Raw genomic sequence first — 17769 nt, 5'->3', positions numbered from 1 at the left:
AGTATGTCATATCTTTGCGGTCGAAAACCGCGAAACTCGGTGTTTCTTGGGCGGCGGGGATATAAAGAATAAAAAATAAGAAAAATATAAATTTGAAAAGATGAAAAGAATTAACGTAAGACTAGCAGTTCTGATGGCTGCAATAATGATGACAATGATGAGCTTCGCCAAGACTCAAGACTTTGGCGGACGAGTGATTGACGAGAAGGGCGAGCCGATGCCCTTTGTAAACGTGGTACTTCTGTCGCTGCCTGACTCTGCTTTTGTTCAGGGAAGCATGACGAACATGGACGGTGTGTTTAAGATTGTGACGGATGTTAACGAGGGCCTGTTTAAGGTGACTAGCGTGGGCTATCAAACCTTATATATAAAGGCAGGTCAGGACTTGACTATCCAGATGAAGGAGGACACGCAACTGCTCAGCGAAGTTGTAGTAAAAGGTCAGCTGCCCAAGACACATGCCAAAGGTGATGCCATGCGTACCACTGTGGCTGGAACCATCTTGGAGAAAGCCGGAACCGTAAGCGATGCCTTAGGAAAGATACCATCGATTGAGACTGAACGCGGCGGTAGTGTGACGGTGCTGGGACGCGGCGATGCTGAGGTATATATCAATGGTCGTAAGGTACAGGATCTGAATGAACTCTCTCGCCTGCGTTCTGACCAAATCCAGCATGTAGATGTAGTTCAGAACCCAGGTGCCCGCTATAAGGCATCGACCAAAGCCGTAGTTCGCATCACGCTAAAGAAGGCACAGGGCGAAGGTTTCTCGTTTCAGGACTATTTCAGTGGCATATACCAGTATGGTCACACGCTGACGAACAACCTGGATGTGAACTACCGCACAGGCGGTCTCGACATTACCGCCTCGCTGTGGGCAGGGCGCTACGGTCATGCAAAATCGTTGCAGGAGCATGAGCTCACCTACTTTGTAGGCCCGGATTACATCCAGAGCAACAACTCGCAGGAATCGAAGAGCATCTGGAAAGGTTATTCACCGCAATTGCAATTGAACTATATGGTCGACGAGAACCACAGCTTCGGTGCCTTTTATAAATACGACCGCCACCCCAGCAGCGACTTCAACAGTATGTTCTTTACCGACAACTACGTGAAAGGCAAATACACGGAGCATTCAGAAAGTCGCATTTGGCAGGATGAGAGTTTCAGCAAACACATCTTCAATGCCTACTATAATGGCAAGGTGGGCAATCTGGGTATCGACCTCAATATCGACGGACTCTTTGACGACACCAAGACGCCTGGTAGTACCACGGAGCAGACATCCCCTGCATCTGGAGACACTACAGCTCCTCGTACCATCGAGAGCAACACCCTCAGCGGCAACAACTTCTGGGCCACAAAACTCATCCTCTCCTATCCTGTATGGAAAGGTAATCTCTCTCTGGGTGGCGAATATAGCTATAATCATCGCACCGACGCCTACTCGTTTATGGCTAGCGACTATGTGCCTGTGAAGACCACCGACACAGAGATTAATGAGAAATCATCAGCTGCCTTCCTGGAGTATGGTCGCTCTTTTGGCAAAGTCTATGCACAGGTAGGACTGCGCTATGAGCATCTGACAAACGACTACTTCAACTTCGGTAAGAAGGAGGATGAAGTCTGCCGCGACTATGGCGACTGGTTCCCTACGGCGGTCATCTCTGCCCCTGTAGGCAAAGCACAACTCTCCCTCTCCTACCGTCGTGACATCGAGCGTCCTAACTATGCCAATCTGACCAGTTCGACGGTTTACGTCAACCGCTATACTTACCAGAGCGGTAACCCATATCTGTTGCCGACTTATACCCATAGCCTGGTGCTCAATGCTGCCTATAAATGGGCGAACCTGATGCTGAACTATGGCCGCGTGAAGGATGCCCTCACTATGTCGACAGAGCCTTTCCCTGGTTCAGAAGATCCCCTTGTCAGCCTTGTGCGTCCCATCAACAGCTGGGAGGATTACAACAAGTTCAGCATCCAGTTATCAGCACGGCCTACCATCGGCTGCTGGCATCCTATGTGGACTATCATCACTCAGTTGCAAGATTTCAAATCGCCTACGGCCGATGGCTCCACCATCACGTTGAACCATCCTTGGTTTATTCTTGGTTGGCAGAACGACATCGAATTGCCACACGGTTTCCGGCTCAACGCCTCACTCCAGTGGTACTCGAAGGGTGACTACAACAACTTCCGCATGACCAGCACTCGCCTTTTCACCAACGTAGGACTGCAGCGTGATTTCAACTTGAAGCGTATGGGTACACTCACTTTCGACTTGCGTTGCAGCGATATCTTCCATACCAACAAGACCGATGCCATCGTCTTCGGTTATCGAGAGCTGACTACGCACAATCCTGCCCGTCGCACCTTTGTGCTTGACCTTACCTGGAAGTTCAACGAGGCCCGCTCTAAATATCGTGGCTCTGGTGCCGGAGAGAAGCAGAAGGCAAGAATGTAATCAAATAGCATAATTATTTGGCAATAATCGAAATTCTTCGTAATTTTGCACCAATGAAACGTCTTTTCTATCTTGACAATCTGAAGGTCTGCCTGACCGTCTTGGTGATTATGCACCATGCCGGTCAGGCTTACGGCAATGGTGGCGCATGGGCTTATACACCATCCAATCCAGCAGAATTTATGCCTTGGATTTGGCATTTCTTCTCTACCAACGCTGCCTTCTTCATGGGACTCTATTTCTTTATTTCGGGCTATTTCGTGCCCAGGAGTTTCGACAAACAAGGAACCAAACAGTTTATCCAAAAGAAACTGCTCCGCTTGGGTATTCCCCTACTCTTCATGGGTGCTATCATCGGCATATTGACTGGTAAACCAAAAATTGGCCACATGTGGTTTGTCGAGAGTCTGCTAGTATTCTGCCTCATCTATGCATTGATTCGGCATTGGATATCGCCAATAGAAAAAAAGTGTAAATCAAGGCCCACTATCATAGGCCTACTCATCGTAGCCTTACTGATGGGTGTAGGCAGCTACTTTATCCGTCAGGTTAGTCCACAAGACCATTGGATCTGGCCGTTTGGCATCATCCCCCTCCCTATGGAGCCTGCACACTATCTCCAATATGTCATGATGTTCGTTCTTGGCATCCTGGCCTATCGCTTTCAATGGCTCGACAAGATGGGTAATAGTGTAGGATTTATGGCTCTGCTCATTGGCATCGCATTAGCTATGGGCAATTATCTTCGTGACGGTGGACCTTGGGACGCTTTTGTGTGGCAGTGGTTTGGCATCTACGAGTCACTGATGTGCGTGTTCATTAGCTTTGGCCTGATATGGTTATTCCGTGAATTCGTTAGCACCACATCCCGTTTCTGGCAATGGTGCGCCGCCCAGTCGTATGGCGCCTACATGTTCCACCTGCTACTGATGATTGTTTTGCAGAATGCTATGGACAGCATTTGGATAGGAGCCTTTGGCAAATTCCTTTTCATCGGTGTGGTCACCACAGTTCTTTCCTTCCACCTGACATGGATGGTCAAGATGATTCCTGGATTTAAGAAAGTATTATAAGATACAATTACCATTCATCACTTTTTCAGACAGAATATCCCAGATTTTTGTTGGTATTCGCAAATATTCGTAATTTCGCAGCGTCAAACAAATAATTAAAAATGAAACACGAGATTATTACGTTAGAGAATGTGCAGATTATTGGCATGGCCAAGGAAATTGCATTCTGCAAGGGACAGGAAGAATGTCCTAAGTTCTGGGGCGAGTATGTGGAACGCATTATTAAACCCGTCTTTATGGAACACAAGGCACCTGATCCCTTTCAGCAGGCAGCCATCGACAATGGTGTCGGAGAGTTCGGGCTCTGCACCTGCGACACTCCCAACCATAATTGTGCAACCTGTTGGGAGGCAAACTTTGGTGCTTGCAGCAAGAACACCTTTACATACGTCATCGGCGGAATATATAAAGGTGGTGGGGTGCCTGAGGGAATGCAGCTTTTCCCTATTCATAGTGGCAAGTGGCTGAAGATGCATTTCGAGGGAGGCATGAAAGCCTTTCAAGAGCAATACCAAATGTTCTATAAGGAGTGGCTGCCCCAGTACTCGGAATTCCATTGCCCCAACAACGCTATGACGATGGAATGGTACAACGGCACCGACATCGACTCGCCCAATTACCAGTGTGGCGTGATGATGCCATTGGAATAAAATAAAGGATAAGAAAGACAATGCCAAAGAAACACCTGCCGAATATCCTGTCGTCGCTCCGAATGGTGGGAGCTGTTGCTCTGCTACTGAGCAATGTGCCAAGCATTCTTTTTGGGGTGCTTTACATCGTTTGCGGCATCAGCGACATAGCCGACGGGTGGCTGGCTAGGAAACTGAAGTGCGTTACCAGGACTGGAGCATTGCTAGATAGCGTGGCAGACATCTGCTTCGTAGCATGTTGTGCCTGGAAGCTCCTGCCGATACTCGAACTGCCACAATGGCTATGGTTGTGGGCAGGAGTAATCGTCGCGATTAAAGTCGTGAATCAGCTTTCAGCACTTGTGATGTATGGGCGCTGTTGCTTCCCTCACACCCTCGCGAACAAGTGGGCGGGATTCCTGCTATTCATTACGGTACCCATGACACTGTGGTCTATCGCACCCATCTCAATAGCTGCAATCGTAGCCACATTTGCTGCTATACATGAAGGCTGCGTTTTAGCGAGAGAAGAAATTACCAGACAACTGTTAGACACCATAATAAAATAAGATGAAAAGATTGCGACTCGGAGCTGTGCTCCACTTCCTTATAGCCATTGGCCACATCGGCTGCCTGTTCGCTCTGGATGAGGCATTCGAAGCCTATGGCATCAGGGAAATCATGCATCAGATGGTATCAGGACATGTTTGGATGCTGTATGCCCTGACCATAGGTCTTGTCCTCGCTTTCTGCCTGGCAGGACTTTATGCCCTCTCTGCCACAGGCTACATCCGTCGCTTTCCCTTAACACGTATGGCAATCATTACCATTGTTGTGCTAAACCCCATTCGTCACAAATCGATGCTGTTTATCACAGAAATTTGGAATAATCCTCTAGTATCAGTAATTTTGCAGCGTCAAACTTAATACGTCAAATCAAGAAGTTTCGTCATTGAGTAATCGTAAATTTACAATTGAAAACAAAAAAGAATAATGAGATATGAATAAATTGATAGCATGTTGTGGCATTAACTGTGAGACCTGTGAGGCTCGCCTTGCCACTATTAAGAATGACGACAAAATGCGCGTCGAGGTAGCAAAGAAGTGGTGCGAGATGAATCATACGGATCAGATTACACCTGAGAGTATTAATTGCGTAGGATGTCGCTTGGAAGGCCCGAAGTTCTACTTCTGTAGCCACATGTGCGAGGTGCATAAATGTGTAGTCGCCAAAGGCTACGAAACTTGTGGCGACTGTCCTGACAAGAACTCGTGCAAAAAGGTTGGTGCCATTTGGGAGAACAGTGCCGAGGCAAAGGAGAATTTGTGCGGGAAGTAATGAAATATATCCGTATTATTGCGATGGCGATTGCAACCATGGGCGTCATCCATATCGCAGCTACTTTTACACCATTAATTAATGGTGGTCTGGAAGTGCTAAGTCCGGCAAAGCAGCAGGCAATGACTTATATGAGTCTAATGTGTGGCATGCTGCTGATAGTGTGCGGCTTGCTTATATCAATGCTACATAAGCAAGTCAAAGAGCATCCGTTTCTACGTAGGCCATATACGTTGATATATGGTGCACTGAGCGTTGATGGCATAGCGGCTGTCGCCTTCATGCCTCATAACCCATTTGCGTGGCTGGTGTTTATACTTATTTGCTGTTTGGTTATTTTGTTTTTTTACTATGACAAAAAGAAATTATTCAATGAGTAACATCAACATAGAAATTGAGCAGCAACTAAGAAACGAGCATGTGGATATTATCCAATTCGTTGACATTTCCATGTTGGATATGAAGCAAAACCGAGGACTCCCTTTTGCAATACTGATAGGAATTGCCATTAATCCTCATTTCCTTGAGATGGTGTGTAACACTCCCAATTATACTCATACGTTAGAAGATGAATATACACAGACAGAAAATAGGGTAGGAATGATTGCTGACAAATTGGCCAATAATCTCATTTCAAGTGGTTATAAGGCATTGTCGCAATCTGATAACGGACTCATGGCAGAGAAAGCCTTCGATTTTGAAACAAAGACATCTGCCCTTCCACACAAAACCATTGCTCTACTGAGTGGTATCGGATATATTGGCAAAAATAATCTCTTCATCACCAAAGAGTATGGAGCAGCCCAATGCCTGTGTTCTGTTCTGACGGATGCACCATTAACGGCTGCTAAGAGCATTATCCTACTACCAAAATGCAATCGCTGCATGGCTTGCCATCATATATGCCCGCAAAAGGTGCTGAAAGGAGTGTGCTGGAACACAAACGTTTCAAGGGATGAGATTGTAGATGTCTATAACTGTATCACATGCTTGAAATGCCTGGCATGTTGCCCAAAATCGCGAGCATATATGAAACGAGCAATAAGAATACAATGATATCATTTTTAGGAAATAATTTACAATAGCAATAGAATATGAGAATAGAAGAAATCAATGGTGACGAGGTTATTTATATGCGTCGCACGGGAACAATACGGTGAAGAAAACTATGAGCTGATGTGCAAAATGAAGGCATGGTCTAATGAACGAGGATTGTTGACAGACGATGCTGTACTTTTTGGTATAGCCCTCGACAACCCACAATTCACTAAACCAAGCGAGTGTAGATATGATGTATGCCTATTAGCTTCAAGCGCAAAAGATATCGCAGCCGAAGACCAAGTAGAGACTAGGAACCTCTGCGGGGGCAAATATGCAGTCTTCACCATCAACCACACTAAAGATGCCGTAACAGATTTCTGGAAATCATTTCCGACAGAGATGGCCAACAACGGCGTGAAGATAGATTTTTCACGCCCAATAATGGAAAGATATTCTGTCAAGATGGTGTCAAACGGCTTTTGCGAGATGTGTGTGCCTATAGTTTAATGAAGGATAAAAATATGAATAATCCATAAACATAGATACACTATGAAAGAAATGAAGAAATTGTTATGTTCATTGCTTTTCCTCATTACAGGATGGCAGGTAGCTCAAGCACAAGATTTGAGCAGATTTAAGGTTCTCAGTGATTCAACATATCAGACCACAGAAAAACAGAGTGACAACAAATATAAAAAGGAAACAAACATTAAGATGAACAAAGAAATGAAATTTTGTCAGAGTTGCGGCATGCCGCTAACCGAAGATGTTCTCGGCACGAATGCCGACGGAAGTAAGAACGAAGATTACTGTATGTACTGCTACAGGGATGGAAAGTTCTTGCAGGACTGCACGATGGAAGAGATGATCGAACATTGTGCGCAGTTTATTGGTGCTGTCAACGAGGGGTTGGAGAAACCCATCACCAAAGAGGAGTACATCGGTCAGATAAAAACGTATTTCCCCCAATTAAAGCGCTGGCGCAAAACGTTGGATATTAGTAACGATGAAGTCATGAATGTTAACCCTGCTTTGGCAGGCGTTAAAGAACTCATTGCGCAGATGGCCGACAAACTGCCCATCGCTTACATCTCATCGGTCGATCAGGACGGATTCCCCTGGACCAAGGCCATGTTGAAGCCACGCAAGCGCGAGGGTATCAAAGCCTTCTACTTTACGACCAACACCTTCTCGATACGCGTAGCTCAATACAAGGCTAATCCCAAGGCCAGCATCTATTTCTGCGATGCCAAGGGCTTCAAGGGCATGATGCTCAGAGGTACGATGGAGGTACTGACGGATGCCGCCTCAAAAGAAATGATCTGGCGCGATGGCGACACAGAGTACTATCCTGGCGGCGTTACCGATCCCAACTACTGCGTGTTGAAGTTTACCGCCACCGACGGTCGTTTCTACAGCGATTTCTATCCACGTAGTTTTGTGATTGAATAAAAAGATGAAACATGAAATCGATCCCAAAGACACCATTCGAGCGCAGGCATTCGAGCTGTGGATAAAATCTCCTATGCCAATGGTGACGCTCACGAAGACCTTCGATGTGACAAGGCTCTGTAGAGTGAGCCATAGGCACGGTAGAAAGTTCAACATGCTGCTGTGCTGGTGCGTAGGCAAAGCTGCGAGCCAAGTGGAAAAGTTCTTTACGCTGCCTGTAGATGGAAAGTTATACCGCTACGACAAGCTTGCCATTAACGTTATTATAGAGAATAGTAAGGGAGGGATCAGCTCATGCGATATTCCTTTCACCGATGACATACAGCAATTCAATCGCGATTACTTGTCGTTGACAGCACAAGCAGCGAATGAATGTAAGAGTTCCTTCCTTAACGACTACATGGTTATCGGCACATCTGCCATGATACAGACGGAACTCGACTGCATCGTCAACCAATACACCGACCAGTTCTGCAATCCAATGGTGATGTGGGGTAAGTACCGCAAGGGACTGTTCAAGACAACTCTGCCAGTATCATTCCAATTCCACCACGTTCAGATGGATGGTGGTCATGCTGCACGCTTCTTGGACATATTGCAGAAGGAAATGCTCCTTTTGTGTTAAATTGAAGTTAAAATCAATAAAACGTTTGACCCGTCCCTAAGGTCATACATTAATTTTGCAGTTGCTTAGCAAAACATCGCGCGATTATGAGTAAAATGAAATTAAAAATCGGAGAGTTCTCACAGATGATGCAGGTAACCGTAAAGACCTTGCGTCACTATGAGCAGAAGGGACTCTTGTTGCCTGACGAGGTGGACGAGTGGACGGGCTACCGCTACTATAGCCTTGATCAGATGCAGAAGCTGCAAACCATCCGCGACCTGCAACGACTCGGTTTCTCGCTTGACGAGATTAAGGATCTATATGATGACGTGTCTCATACACCCAGTGTCCGACAGCTGACTGAGAAGATCAAGGAAACGGAACAACAACTGAAGCAACTGATAGCCCGCCGTAACCGACTGCTCGACTGGAGAGACTCTCGCAAAGAAATGAAGACAATGGAAAAATTCAGTATTCAATCACTGCCCGAAATCATTGTGGCAAGTCATCGTGAAGTCATCCCCAACTATGCCGCCATCGGCCCCATGTGTTACGAGAAGATCGGACCCGAGATGCAGCGTCTTGGCTGTAAGTGTCCGCCTCCAGGCTACTGCTTTACTATAGAGCATAACAAGGAATATACACCGACGGATATCGACATCGAGTATTGCGAACAGGTGGAGGAGATGGGCACAGATAGCGCCATTATCCAGTTCAAGCGTTTACCTGCTGTTCCCAAAGCCCTCTGCATGAAGCATGTTGGCCCTTACGAGCGCTTTTACGAATCTTACACCGAGGCTTTCCGCTATATGGAAGAGCAAGGTTACAAGGTTGCCGGGCAGCACCGCACCTGTTATATTGATGGCGCATGGAATCAGGAAGATCCAGAGAAATGGCTTTCAGTCATTCAGATACCAATAGAATAATCACAAACTGTCTGTCCCAACAATTTGGGGCAGGCATTAAACATATTGATAATGAAAGAAATAACTGTTGATACAAAGAAGATTGCCGACTGTGGACTCTACTGCGGAGCGTGCAAGAAATACCGCATGGGCAAATGTCCTGGATGTCATGAGAATGAGAAGGCTTCATGGTGCAAAATAAGAAAATGTTGTATGGAAAAGGGCTTCCATACCTGCGCAGAGTGCGAGATGGACGTCAAGGATTGTCGGCTTCATAACAACCTCATAGGAAAGTTCTTCGCATTCGTCTTCCGAAGCAACCGACCAGCCTGCATCCGTTACATCCGCGAGAACGGTGAACAGGCCTTTGCTGAAGAGATGACAAAGCGAGGAGAACAGACCATGAAGAAATGACTTTTTTAATGTCAATGACAAATGAAAACATTAGTATTAAACACATTAGGTAATGACTATACAGAGCAGATAAAGACTCTGATTAAAGAAAAAGAAGTGGAGATCGTCGATACCTCGGGTATGAAAATTGCACATTGCATGGGCTGTAACCAGTGCTGGCTGAAGACACCTGGCATCTGTGCATATAAAGATGATTACGAGATAATCCTCAAGAAACTGGTGCAAGCCGACAACCTTTGGATTGTCTCTGATACGCGTTTTGGATTTTTGGACTATAAGGGCAAACGGCTGATGGATCGTATTATGCCCATGCTGAATATGACAATCGGCTTCCGTGATGGATGGATGCGTCATGAACTGCGTTACCATCCACTCAACATAGGACTCCTATACAAAGGCGATGCTGACCAGATGATGATGGAAGATTGGTGCAAACGTACGGCAGTAAACATAGGTGGGCAGTCACTTGGTGCTATCGCTTTGCAAGTGAAAAGTGAATTCTATCACTTGGTCATCATCAACGGCAGCCCACGTGTGGCGAAATTCAGCAATACAGACAAGATTATTCATTCGTTCGTCAAAGGGCTGGAAGGAACTGGCATCACATGGGAACTCCACAATCTCTCCAACCGTAAGGAATGGGATGCAGCACGTGAAGCCTTCCTTTCACACGAGCGTATCCTCATTGCTTTTCCGCTCTATGTGGAGTGTATACCCAGCCTGATGCTGGAATTCCTTGAATCGCTGCCATCAGAGCGTAGGCAACCTGCTCAGTTATCTTTCCTCCTCCACGGAGGCATGGATGAAGGATTTGAGTTCCGTTTCTGTGAACGAATCTTGCAAGGGTTGCCAGCACAACTCGGTTGCAGATTCGGCGGCACACTGATTCATGGCGGCAGTTTTGGCATCCGCACCAGAGAGGATGCTGTAAAAGCCAAGATTGTTGCACCTTACGAAAAGATGGGACGCCTGTTTGCACAGAACGGCAACTTCCTCACCCCAGAGGCAAAGAAGTTCACAGGCCCAGAGCAATATCCCTGGATGGCACGTAAGATGGTGAGCCTACTATTCCTGAAAAAGGTCAACAAAGGCTTTGAAGACTTTGCCAAGAGTTGGGGATGCACTCGCCCGCTGGATGATAAACCATATAGTTAAAAATGAACGCAATATTATACATACATGGCAAAGGCGGCAGTGCAATAGAAAGTGAGCACTACAAACTGCTATTTCCTAATTGCGAAGTGATAGGCTTAGATTATCAGACGTTCACTCCCTGGGAAACAGGCCAGGAAATACGCATAGTCGTAGAGGAACTGAAAAGCAAATACGAGAATGTAATCCTGATTGCCAACAGCATCGGGGCATTCTTCAGCATGAATGCTGGTATCGATGAAATGATTCAGAAGGCTTACTTTATCTCTCCAATCGTGGATATGGATAAACTGATTACCGACATGATGAAGTGGGCCAATGTCACCGAGCTGGAACTTGAATCAAAAGGAGTGATTCACACAGACTTTGGTGAAGATTTGTCGTGGGATTATCTGAGCTACGTCAGGAGCCACCTTGTAGAATGGCGTGTGCCAACGCAAATTCTTTATGGTAGCAAAGATCATTTGATTTCACAAGATACCATCACCAGGTTTGCCAATAAGCATCAAGCCACTCTAACTGTCATGGATGGTGGTGAGCACTGGTTTCACACAGATGAACAGATAGCGTTCTTGGATAATTGGATAAAAATATGAAAATAGAACTTGCAACAATACAGGATGTTCCTGCTCTGCTCGACTTGCAGCGCAAGGCTTTTGGCCCTCTGTGTGAGGAGCTGGGTTGGAAGGATGCGCCACTCTTGACTGAATCATTGGATCATGCCTACGAGGATTTCGCACGTTGCACGACATTGAAAGTGCAAAATCGAGACGGGCTAATCATCGGTTCCGTTCATGGAAACGTGACAGATGGCTCCCTATACATTGGTCGTCTTATGGTCTTGCCAGAATACCAGCAACAAGGCATCGGCAAGCAGCTGTTCCGTGAGATTCAATCATGTCTTCCACATCGTCACGCCTGGCTCTGCACATGTCAGCAGGTGCGCCCTCCATTCGAATTCTATCTGCGTGAAGGGTTCAAACCCTACAAGAGCGAGATAGTTGGACCAAGTTTGACATGGGTTTATATGGAGAAGGCATATTCATACATCACATTAAGAGACAAACCTGAACTGAAAGATGAAGCAGCCGAATCTGTCAAGAATGTACGTACATAGATTATAGGGATTATATGGAACGAGCAATCATCATTTATGGTAGCCAATATGGCACAACGAAACGATATGCCGAGCACCTGTCGGAAATGACAGGGATTGAAGCCGTAGCCTTCAAGGATGCAAAGGCTATTGATATGTATGAAAGAGTTCTTTTCATGGGCGCTCTTTATGCTGGGAGTGTCTTGGGGTTAAAGAAGACAGTCAGCAAGATGTCCCGCAAGCAAGAGCTAGTTATCGTCACGGTTGGCTTGGTTGACCCGACTGATCCTGAGAATATTGCATACATCCGGCATTCCATTAAGGAACGTGTCCCGGAACATTTCTATGATGAAACGCGGATTTTCCATCTCCATGGAGCCATTGACTATAGTCATCTGAGCCTGAAGCATCGGATGATGATGGCGGTCATTCACTCGAAAATCTCAAAAATGCCTGAAGAAAAGCTCAATACCGAAGCAAAGACCATTCTTGCCACATATGGCAAAAAGGTGGACTATGTCGATTTTCAAACCTTAGATAATTTGAAATTATGCCCATAACCGAAGATAGACTCAGTCAGTTGAGTGCCAAAAACATAGCCACTCACAGCCTTCTTCACTTTTATATTAATAATGTACGCAACACCCTCGCCGTATCGCACACCAGGATTGTCGATAAACTCAATGTGATCAATCCCCTGTAGGTCAAGTGTCTGCAATTCCTCACGCGAGGCAATGATGTCGTTAATACACACTTGCACTGTTCCAAGATTCGTTAATGCGGTAATGTTGTTCATCGCCTCATCCACACGGATGTGAGGCAGAGTGAGTTTTGCCAATAGCGAGTAGCCGTTAGTTGAATTCTCAATCTGCTGCTTCGATGGATAGAGCCATTGACCATCCACTTTATGTATGGTATGTGCGCCTTTTACTGTCACCTCATCAAGAGTGACTGCTTTTTCTGTGTCTTGGGCTGCCGAGGCCGATGCGTAAACGACCAACAAGCAAAACAATAATCTCTTCATATCTTGCATTTTTGCTGCGAAGATACGAAGAGATTCCTTAATGATCGAAAAAGCTATCTGACATTTGTCTGACATTTTATTGTCAGATACGATGTCAGCGAGTTATTTATCTGATTTCCAGTCGATACGCCTTACTGCGGTCTGATTCGATTTTTAGATCAGAATGATGCTCTACAACAGGCTTTAGCCTACGGATAAGGGTGTAGAGTGTCTCACTGGCATCAGGTTTCTTGGGCCATAGAGCATTACAAATCTCCGTTTTCGTCAGAGAATGCGATGGTGACAGGAAGAACATCTCCATCAGTTGATGCTGCATGGGAGTGAGTTGCACCTGACGTCCATCAGCAGCATAGAAACAGCCATCATCTTCTAAATATGTCAGTCCACCAAACACATTCCTATTGGTATTGCTCACTGATAACGGTTCACCCACAAGCGACTGGCGATGACGATAGCATATTAGCATTGCCCAAAATCCAGTCAACGCCCATAGGATAGTTGCAGGCCTTTGGTCTGACAGACTAAAGATAGTTGCCTCAGAGCAATGAGCATACGCTTTGAACTTCTGTCCACAGGTATCAACAGCCAGTGTAGCCTTTCCTCGCAGTTCCGTTATCTGCAAGTGGTTATTGAACGTCCGGATGGTGTCCTGACTGATAACATCGCTCTGCTGTTCCTGCAAGGCCAGAGCCAATGCTCGGTCCATATCCTCATTAACCAGCCTACATGTTGAACTATAGCTACCAATGCTGGTCAGACTCGAAGCTATAATCAGTGCAAAAAGCACGATGACTGCAAATCGTTGTTGTTTCATATGATAATCAGCAAATAAACAATAATACTACAGATGGCTGCAACTGGGAATAGTCCCAAACGGAACCATGCAGCCACGATGCCAGCCAGCAGTGCCACCACTCCTGGCCAATATGCCGGCGTGGTCAGAACCATATCTGGAAAAGTCATCACAGCCAGCGTTACATAAGGCACATAATACAAGAAACTGCGCACAAAGCGGTTGTTTATCGGCCCCTTGATAAAAGCCATTGGGATGACACGTATCATATTGGTGACAACAATGGCCAGTAGGATATAAATCAGAATACTATGCTGCTCCATCATCATCAGTCTTTATAGGTTTAAGCCATGCAGCCACAGCCGATATCACAATCGTCAGAACTACCGTGCGCATACCACTACTCCACTGCCCCACTACAGGCGCTATAGCGCATAGGCCACTCAATGCGAAACTGGCTATCAGCGCATACAGCACATTGCGGTCTTTACGGGCCGGCGGAATGATGATGGCCAGAAACATACCGTAGAGCGACATGCTGAGAGCAGTCACCAGCGGCTGAGGCAACAAGCTGCCAGCCACAATGCCTACAGCACACCCCGATGCCCAGAATAGCGTAGATATCAGAGCTGCCGAATAAGTATAAGCAGGAGGCGTATAGCCAGGGTGAGCCACTGATATGCCAAACACCTCGTCGGTAACACAGCAGGCCATCAATATGCGATGAAACCACGATGTGCCAGGTGCTATCTTCTGCGACAGAGCCGCACTCATCAGCATATAGCGCAGGTTCACCACCAGGCACATGGCAACCACCTCAACGTATGCCGCCTGCACAGCCACCAATGTATATGTACCATATTCGCCAGCCGATGCACGTGTAAAGAAGCTGCTCAGGAAACCTTCTGGAGCCGTAAGCCCAGCCTTAGCAGCGATGATGCCAATAGAGAATGCAACAGCAAGATAGCCCATTGCAATGGGTATGCCGTCACGCAATCCGTGAATAATATGCTGTCTTCTTCCTGTCATGTACACGCCACTATAATAAAACGGCGACAAAGTTATGAATAATCCGCGAAATAACAAACTATAATCGCAAAAACTTGGTTGTTATTGAGATTTATCGTACCTTTGCACCAATCAATAATAACTATATATGATAAACAAAGAACAACGTAAACGCATTATTGCGCTGATACACCAGGAGGTGGTGCCAGCCATTGGCTGTACTGAGCCTATGTGTGTAGCGCTGTGTACGGCAAAGGCAACTGAGAAACTTGGCTGTCGACCAGATAAAATCGAGGCATTGCTGAGTGCCAATATCCTAAAGAATGCCATGGGTGTAGGCATACCAGGCACAGGCATGGTTGGTCTGCCGATAGCTATAGCCTTAGGTGCGCTTATAGGAAAGAGCGAATACCAGTTAGAGGTGCTGAAGGACCTAACACCTGAGACACTCGAAGAAGGTAAACAATACTTAGCCGAGAACCGCATCTGCATCAAACAAAAAGAGAATTGCTGCGATAAACTGTATGTAGAGGTGATATGCAGCGCTGGCAACAAAAGCGCCAAGGCTATCATTGCAGGAAGCCATACAAACTTTATTGAAGATGGGGCTAGCCCAACTAGTATGGCTAGCCAGGCTTGTATATCTAGTCAGGCTAGCGAAGCAAACGTAGAATTAAACCTTCGCCTGGTTTACGACTTTGCAACCACGGCCCCACTCTCTGAGATAAGCTTTATACAAGAGGCCCGCACACTGAATATGAATGCAGCTCGCGAAGCACTGAAAGGCAACTACGGCCATAATCTGGGCAAGACTATCGACCGTCCGCTGGCAAAAGGCATCTTTGGCAATAGCATCTATTCGCACATCATATCGCGCACAGCCTCAGCCTGCGACGCCCGTATGGGCGGCGCCATGATTCCAGTGATGTCTAACAGCGGCAGCGGCAATCAGGGCATCTGTGCTACCAACCCCGTCTGCGTGTATGCCAAGGAGAACGAGAATACTGAAGAGGAACTAACACGTGCCTTGATACTCAGTCACCTGACGGCTATCTACATCAAGCAGTCGCTGGGCACCCTGTCGGCACTATGTGGCTGCGTGGTAGCCAGCATCGGCAGCAGCTGCGGCATCACCTACCTGATGGGCGGCGACTACGAGCGCATCTGTTACTCAGTCAAGAATATGATTGCCAATCTCACAGGTATGATTTGCGACGGTGCCAAACCTGCCTGCTCGCTCAAAATCACCTCGGGCGTATCCACAGCCCTCCTCTCATCGCTGTTGGCCATGGAGGGCAAGTGCGTCAGTCCGGCCGAGGGCATCGTTGACGACTGTGTAGACAAGAGCATTCATAATCTTACCAGCATTGGTGCCGACGCCATGTGCGCCACCGACGACATGGTGCTGAACATCATGACATTGAAAGCATGATGTTGGCGGCTTGGTGGATGCGATTGCCCATGCCGATGCCATCGCGCAGATTACCTGCGATGATGAGGCCCTGAAACTGATGCTGAATGGCTTCGACTGATGCCAGACGCAAACCGCTATCGTTACGATACTGAGGAATGGCACGCTCATGACGGAAAATGCGAAGCAAGTCGGGCTCGACATCGGCAGGATAGCCAAGCATGGTGTGGAACGACTCGAGCACCATCTGGCGTATCTCCTCGTCGCTCTTCTCCATATAGTCAGCATGGCGGGCGCCACCCAAAAAGTAAGAGTATAGTGCCCCACCATCGGGCGCACGCTGCACGAAACAATCTGATGGAAACAGAATGCCCAGCACCTTCTGATGCTCACAGCTAGGCACTAGTCCGCCGAAGGCCGGCATAGGATGCGAACCTGCATGGCGCACACCCACACACACCTGAATGACAGGTGCATAATAGAGACTGCTGATGGGATACATCAACGCCTGATCGATAAAGGGCAGCAGCTCTGGCAAGGCATAGGCGCCCACTGTGGTAACCACATGGTTACAATACACCACCTTGCTGCCACCGTTATATGTTACACGCCAGCGATGCTCGCTATCGGGCATAACACGGATATCGCTGGCACCAGTTATAATATTGACATTCTTCGCAAGTGCCTCAACCAGCTGTTGCAGTCCGCCAACGGCCGAGAACACCTTTTTGGTGACCAGGCGATCGCGACTGCTTTTGGGCTCCTTGCGCTTAGCAATGGCACCACGGATAAAACTGCCATAATTGGCCTCGAGGTTATACAATTTGGGCAGTGCATAGCGTGTGCACAACTTCATGGGGTCGCCAGCATAGACACCTGAGACGAACGGATCGACAGCATACTCGTAGAACGAGCACCCCAATCGGCGCTGAGCCAACGCACCAACAGACTCGTCAGGATCGGTGCCTGGCTTGCGCCAAGGTTCGCCCAGAATGCGGAACTTATCGGCAAGCGTGAACAGCGGCGTGGTAATGGCACTGAACGGACCAGCAGGCAGCGCGTGGAAACTACTGCCCTTCCAGATAAGGCGGCGTTTAGACGACTCGCGCGCCGTTTCCATCTGGCAGCGGCCCTCCAACTTCTGAAACAGTTCGGCTACCTCAGGAAACGAAACCATACCTGTGTTTGGTCCACTCTCGAAGGTAAACCCACCCTCGGTATAGGTACGTATCTGCCCGCCGATACGATTCTGCTTTTCGAGCACCAGCACATCGCGGCCGGCATTTTTAAGATTGAAAGCCGTGCTGAGTCCTGTTAGTCCAGCACCTATTATAACAGTATCGTGTTGTTGCATAACG

The 17769-nt window shown here is 47.2% G+C and carries 23 protein-coding genes and 1 pseudogene; 19 read left to right on the top strand and 5 right to left on the bottom strand.

Going from position 1 to position 17769, the window contains the following annotated elements; translation table 11 throughout:
* Positions 1–100: 100 nt before the first annotated feature.
* From BUB86_RS11020 to BUB86_RS10935, 18 genes and pseudogenes are all read left to right on the top strand, one after another.
* The gene (locus BUB86_RS11020; RefSeq protein ID WP_073209453.1) at positions 101–2467 is read left to right on the top strand and encodes an outer membrane beta-barrel family protein; all 2367 of its coding nucleotides are present in this window, start codon (positions 101–103) and stop codon (positions 2465–2467) included.
* A 53-nt stretch (positions 2468–2520) separates the two neighbouring features.
* Complete coding sequence (locus BUB86_RS11015) at positions 2521–3540, top strand: acyltransferase family protein (protein WP_073209451.1); 1020 nt, start codon at positions 2521–2523, stop codon at positions 3538–3540.
* Positions 3541–3641: 101 nt separating this feature from the next.
* The gene (locus tag BUB86_RS11010) at positions 3642–4190 is read left to right on the top strand and encodes a GyrI-like domain-containing protein (RefSeq protein WP_073209449.1); all 549 of its coding nucleotides are present in this window, start codon (positions 3642–3644) and stop codon (positions 4188–4190) included.
* 20 nt (positions 4191–4210) lie between these two features.
* Positions 4211–4738, top strand: coding sequence for a CDP-alcohol phosphatidyltransferase family protein (locus BUB86_RS11005; RefSeq protein WP_081373219.1), 528 nt, complete (start codon positions 4211–4213; stop codon positions 4736–4738).
* A gap of 1 nt (position 4739) precedes the next feature.
* Positions 4740–5096, top strand: coding sequence for a hypothetical protein (locus tag BUB86_RS11000; RefSeq protein WP_073209447.1), 357 nt, complete (start codon positions 4740–4742; stop codon positions 5094–5096).
* Between the two features lie 73 nt (positions 5097–5169).
* On the top strand, positions 5170–5508 hold the full coding sequence (locus BUB86_RS10995; protein WP_073209445.1) for a DUF3795 domain-containing protein: 339 nt from the start codon (positions 5170–5172) through the stop codon (positions 5506–5508).
* Positions 5508–5888, top strand: coding sequence for a hypothetical protein (locus tag BUB86_RS10990; RefSeq protein WP_073209443.1), 381 nt, complete (start codon positions 5508–5510; stop codon positions 5886–5888). Before BUB86_RS10995 ends, BUB86_RS10990 begins: the two co-directional genes overlap by 1 nt.
* Complete coding sequence (locus tag BUB86_RS10985; protein WP_073209440.1) at positions 5881–6564, top strand: [Fe-S]-binding protein; 684 nt, start codon at positions 5881–5883, stop codon at positions 6562–6564. Before BUB86_RS10990 ends, BUB86_RS10985 begins: the two co-directional genes overlap by 8 nt.
* Before the next feature lie 57 nt (positions 6565–6621).
* Positions 6622–7056, top strand: coding sequence for a GyrI-like domain-containing protein (locus tag BUB86_RS10980; protein ID WP_081373218.1), 435 nt, complete (start codon positions 6622–6624; stop codon positions 7054–7056).
* Between the two features lie 42 nt (positions 7057–7098).
* Positions 7099–7473 (top strand): annotated as a pseudogene (locus BUB86_RS18245) (zinc ribbon domain-containing protein); the annotation flags it as partial.
* Positions 7474–7581: 108 nt separating this feature from the next.
* Positions 7582–8001, top strand: a complete 420-nt coding sequence (locus BUB86_RS18005; protein ID WP_254795156.1) for a pyridoxamine 5'-phosphate oxidase family protein — start codon at positions 7582–7584, stop codon at positions 7999–8001.
* Positions 8002–8005: 4 nt separating this feature from the next.
* Positions 8006–8626 (top strand): CatA-like O-acetyltransferase, family 2, encoded by a 621-nt coding sequence (locus BUB86_RS10965; protein ID WP_073209438.1) that lies wholly within the window; start codon positions 8006–8008, stop codon positions 8624–8626.
* Positions 8627–8712: 86 nt separating this feature from the next.
* A complete protein-coding gene (locus BUB86_RS10960; RefSeq protein ID WP_081373216.1) occupies positions 8713–9534 on the top strand; it encodes a MerR family transcriptional regulator in 822 nt (273 codons plus the stop codon).
* 51 nt (positions 9535–9585) lie between these two features.
* Complete coding sequence (locus BUB86_RS10955) at positions 9586–9927, top strand: DUF3795 domain-containing protein (RefSeq protein WP_073209436.1); 342 nt, start codon at positions 9586–9588, stop codon at positions 9925–9927.
* 21 nt (positions 9928–9948) lie between these two features.
* Positions 9949–11082 (top strand): NAD(P)H-dependent oxidoreductase, encoded by a 1134-nt coding sequence (locus BUB86_RS10950; protein WP_073209434.1) that lies wholly within the window; start codon positions 9949–9951, stop codon positions 11080–11082.
* 2 nt (positions 11083–11084) lie between these two features.
* Complete coding sequence (locus BUB86_RS10945) at positions 11085–11675, top strand: alpha/beta hydrolase (RefSeq protein WP_073209432.1); 591 nt, start codon at positions 11085–11087, stop codon at positions 11673–11675.
* Positions 11672–12196 (top strand): GNAT family N-acetyltransferase, encoded by a 525-nt coding sequence (locus BUB86_RS10940; RefSeq protein WP_073209430.1) that lies wholly within the window; start codon positions 11672–11674, stop codon positions 12194–12196. The genes BUB86_RS10945 and BUB86_RS10940 overlap by 4 nt, the downstream gene beginning before the upstream one ends.
* Positions 12197–12210: 14 nt before the next feature.
* Positions 12211–12735, top strand: a complete 525-nt coding sequence (locus BUB86_RS10935; protein WP_073209429.1) for a flavodoxin domain-containing protein — start codon at positions 12211–12213, stop codon at positions 12733–12735.
* Here BUB86_RS10935 and BUB86_RS10930 read toward each other — a convergent pair.
* The 4 genes from BUB86_RS10930 to BUB86_RS10915 all read right to left on the bottom strand — a co-directional run bounded on the left by BUB86_RS10930 (position 12702) and on the right by BUB86_RS10915 (position 15021).
* Positions 12702–13199 (bottom strand): hypothetical protein, encoded by a 498-nt coding sequence (locus tag BUB86_RS10930; RefSeq protein WP_139261569.1) that lies wholly within the window; start codon positions 13197–13199, stop codon positions 12702–12704. The two genes, BUB86_RS10935 and BUB86_RS10930, sit on opposite strands and share 34 nt — an antisense overlap.
* A gap of 106 nt (positions 13200–13305) precedes the next feature.
* Positions 13306–14013 (bottom strand): helix-turn-helix domain-containing protein, encoded by a 708-nt coding sequence (locus BUB86_RS10925; RefSeq protein ID WP_073209423.1) that lies wholly within the window; start codon positions 14011–14013, stop codon positions 13306–13308.
* On the bottom strand, positions 14010–14321 hold the full coding sequence (locus BUB86_RS10920; RefSeq protein WP_254795151.1) for an AzlD domain-containing protein: 312 nt from the start codon (positions 14319–14321) through the stop codon (positions 14010–14012). The genes BUB86_RS10925 and BUB86_RS10920 overlap by 4 nt, the downstream gene beginning before the upstream one ends.
* Positions 14302–15021, bottom strand: coding sequence for an AzlC family ABC transporter permease (locus BUB86_RS10915; RefSeq protein WP_073209422.1), 720 nt, complete (start codon positions 15019–15021; stop codon positions 14302–14304). The genes BUB86_RS10920 and BUB86_RS10915 overlap by 20 nt, the downstream gene beginning before the upstream one ends.
* Positions 15022–15148: 127 nt before the next feature.
* Between BUB86_RS10915 and BUB86_RS10910 the strand changes: the two genes are divergently transcribed.
* Positions 15149–16432 carry a serine dehydratase subunit alpha family protein gene (locus BUB86_RS10910; RefSeq protein ID WP_073209420.1) on the top strand — a complete coding sequence of 428 codons (1284 nt, stop codon included), beginning with the start codon at positions 15149–15151 and terminating at the stop codon, positions 16430–16432.
* Here the strand turns inward: BUB86_RS10910 and hemG are convergent.
* The gene (gene hemG / locus BUB86_RS10905; protein ID WP_073209417.1) at positions 16413–17765 is read right to left on the bottom strand and encodes a protoporphyrinogen oxidase; all 1353 of its coding nucleotides are present in this window, start codon (positions 17763–17765) and stop codon (positions 16413–16415) included. The two genes, BUB86_RS10910 and hemG, sit on opposite strands and share 20 nt — an antisense overlap.
* Positions 17766–17769 lie beyond the last annotated feature (4 nt).

Origin of the sequence: Xylanibacter ruminicola (assembly GCF_900142525.1) — a bacterium.
GTDB classification, from domain to species: domain Bacteria; phylum Bacteroidota; class Bacteroidia; order Bacteroidales; family Bacteroidaceae; genus Prevotella; species Prevotella ruminicola_A.
This window is presented reverse-complemented; position numbering and strand designations above follow the sequence as displayed.

What these genes read in the sequence shown, in the direction of transcription:
- BUB86_RS10915 (WP_073209422.1), bottom strand. Translation starts at nt 15,021, where the DNA reads ATGACAGGAAGAAGACAGCATATTATTCACGGATTGCGTGACGGCATA.
- BUB86_RS10955 (WP_073209436.1), top strand. Translation starts at nt 9,586, where the DNA reads ATGAAAGAAATAACTGTTGATACAAAGAAGATTGCCGACTGTGGACTC.
- BUB86_RS10965 (WP_073209438.1), top strand. Translation starts at nt 8,006, where the DNA reads ATGAAACATGAAATCGATCCCAAAGACACCATTCGAGCGCAGGCATTC.
- BUB86_RS10950 (WP_073209434.1), top strand. Translation starts at nt 9,949, where the DNA reads ATGAAAACATTAGTATTAAACACATTAGGTAATGACTATACAGAGCAG.
- BUB86_RS11020 (WP_073209453.1), top strand. Translation starts at nt 101, where the DNA reads ATGAAAAGAATTAACGTAAGACTAGCAGTTCTGATGGCTGCAATAATG.
- BUB86_RS10935 (WP_073209429.1), top strand. Translation starts at nt 12,211, where the DNA reads ATGGAACGAGCAATCATCATTTATGGTAGCCAATATGGCACAACGAAA.
- BUB86_RS10995 (WP_073209445.1), top strand. Translation starts at nt 5,170, where the DNA reads ATGAATAAATTGATAGCATGTTGTGGCATTAACTGTGAGACCTGTGAG.
- BUB86_RS10960 (WP_081373216.1), top strand. Translation starts at nt 8,713, where the DNA reads ATGAGTAAAATGAAATTAAAAATCGGAGAGTTCTCACAGATGATGCAG.
- BUB86_RS10990 (WP_073209443.1), top strand. Translation starts at nt 5,508, where the DNA reads ATGAAATATATCCGTATTATTGCGATGGCGATTGCAACCATGGGCGTC.
- BUB86_RS11005 (WP_081373219.1), top strand. Translation starts at nt 4,211, where the DNA reads ATGCCAAAGAAACACCTGCCGAATATCCTGTCGTCGCTCCGAATGGTG.
- BUB86_RS11010 (WP_073209449.1), top strand. Translation starts at nt 3,642, where the DNA reads ATGAAACACGAGATTATTACGTTAGAGAATGTGCAGATTATTGGCATG.
- BUB86_RS10945 (WP_073209432.1), top strand. Translation starts at nt 11,085, where the DNA reads ATGAACGCAATATTATACATACATGGCAAAGGCGGCAGTGCAATAGAA.
- BUB86_RS11015 (WP_073209451.1), top strand. Translation starts at nt 2,521, where the DNA reads ATGAAACGTCTTTTCTATCTTGACAATCTGAAGGTCTGCCTGACCGTC.
- BUB86_RS10910 (WP_073209420.1), top strand. Translation starts at nt 15,149, where the DNA reads ATGATAAACAAAGAACAACGTAAACGCATTATTGCGCTGATACACCAG.
- BUB86_RS10980 (WP_081373218.1), top strand. Translation starts at nt 6,622, where the DNA reads ATGGTGACGAGGTTATTTATATGCGTCGCACGGGAACAATACGGTGAA.
- BUB86_RS10930 (WP_139261569.1), bottom strand. Translation starts at nt 13,199, where the DNA reads ATGAAGAGATTATTGTTTTGCTTGTTGGTCGTTTACGCATCGGCCTCG.
- BUB86_RS10920 (WP_254795151.1), bottom strand. Translation starts at nt 14,321, where the DNA reads ATGATGATGGAGCAGCATAGTATTCTGATTTATATCCTACTGGCCATT.
- BUB86_RS10985 (WP_073209440.1), top strand. Translation starts at nt 5,881, where the DNA reads ATGAGTAACATCAACATAGAAATTGAGCAGCAACTAAGAAACGAGCAT.
- BUB86_RS11000 (WP_073209447.1), top strand. Translation starts at nt 4,740, where the DNA reads ATGAAAAGATTGCGACTCGGAGCTGTGCTCCACTTCCTTATAGCCATT.
- BUB86_RS10925 (WP_073209423.1), bottom strand. Translation starts at nt 14,013, where the DNA reads ATGAAACAACAACGATTTGCAGTCATCGTGCTTTTTGCACTGATTATA.
- BUB86_RS10940 (WP_073209430.1), top strand. Translation starts at nt 11,672, where the DNA reads ATGAAAATAGAACTTGCAACAATACAGGATGTTCCTGCTCTGCTCGAC.
- hemG (WP_073209417.1), bottom strand. Translation starts at nt 17,765, where the DNA reads ATGCAACAACACGATACTGTTATAATAGGTGCTGGACTAACAGGACTC.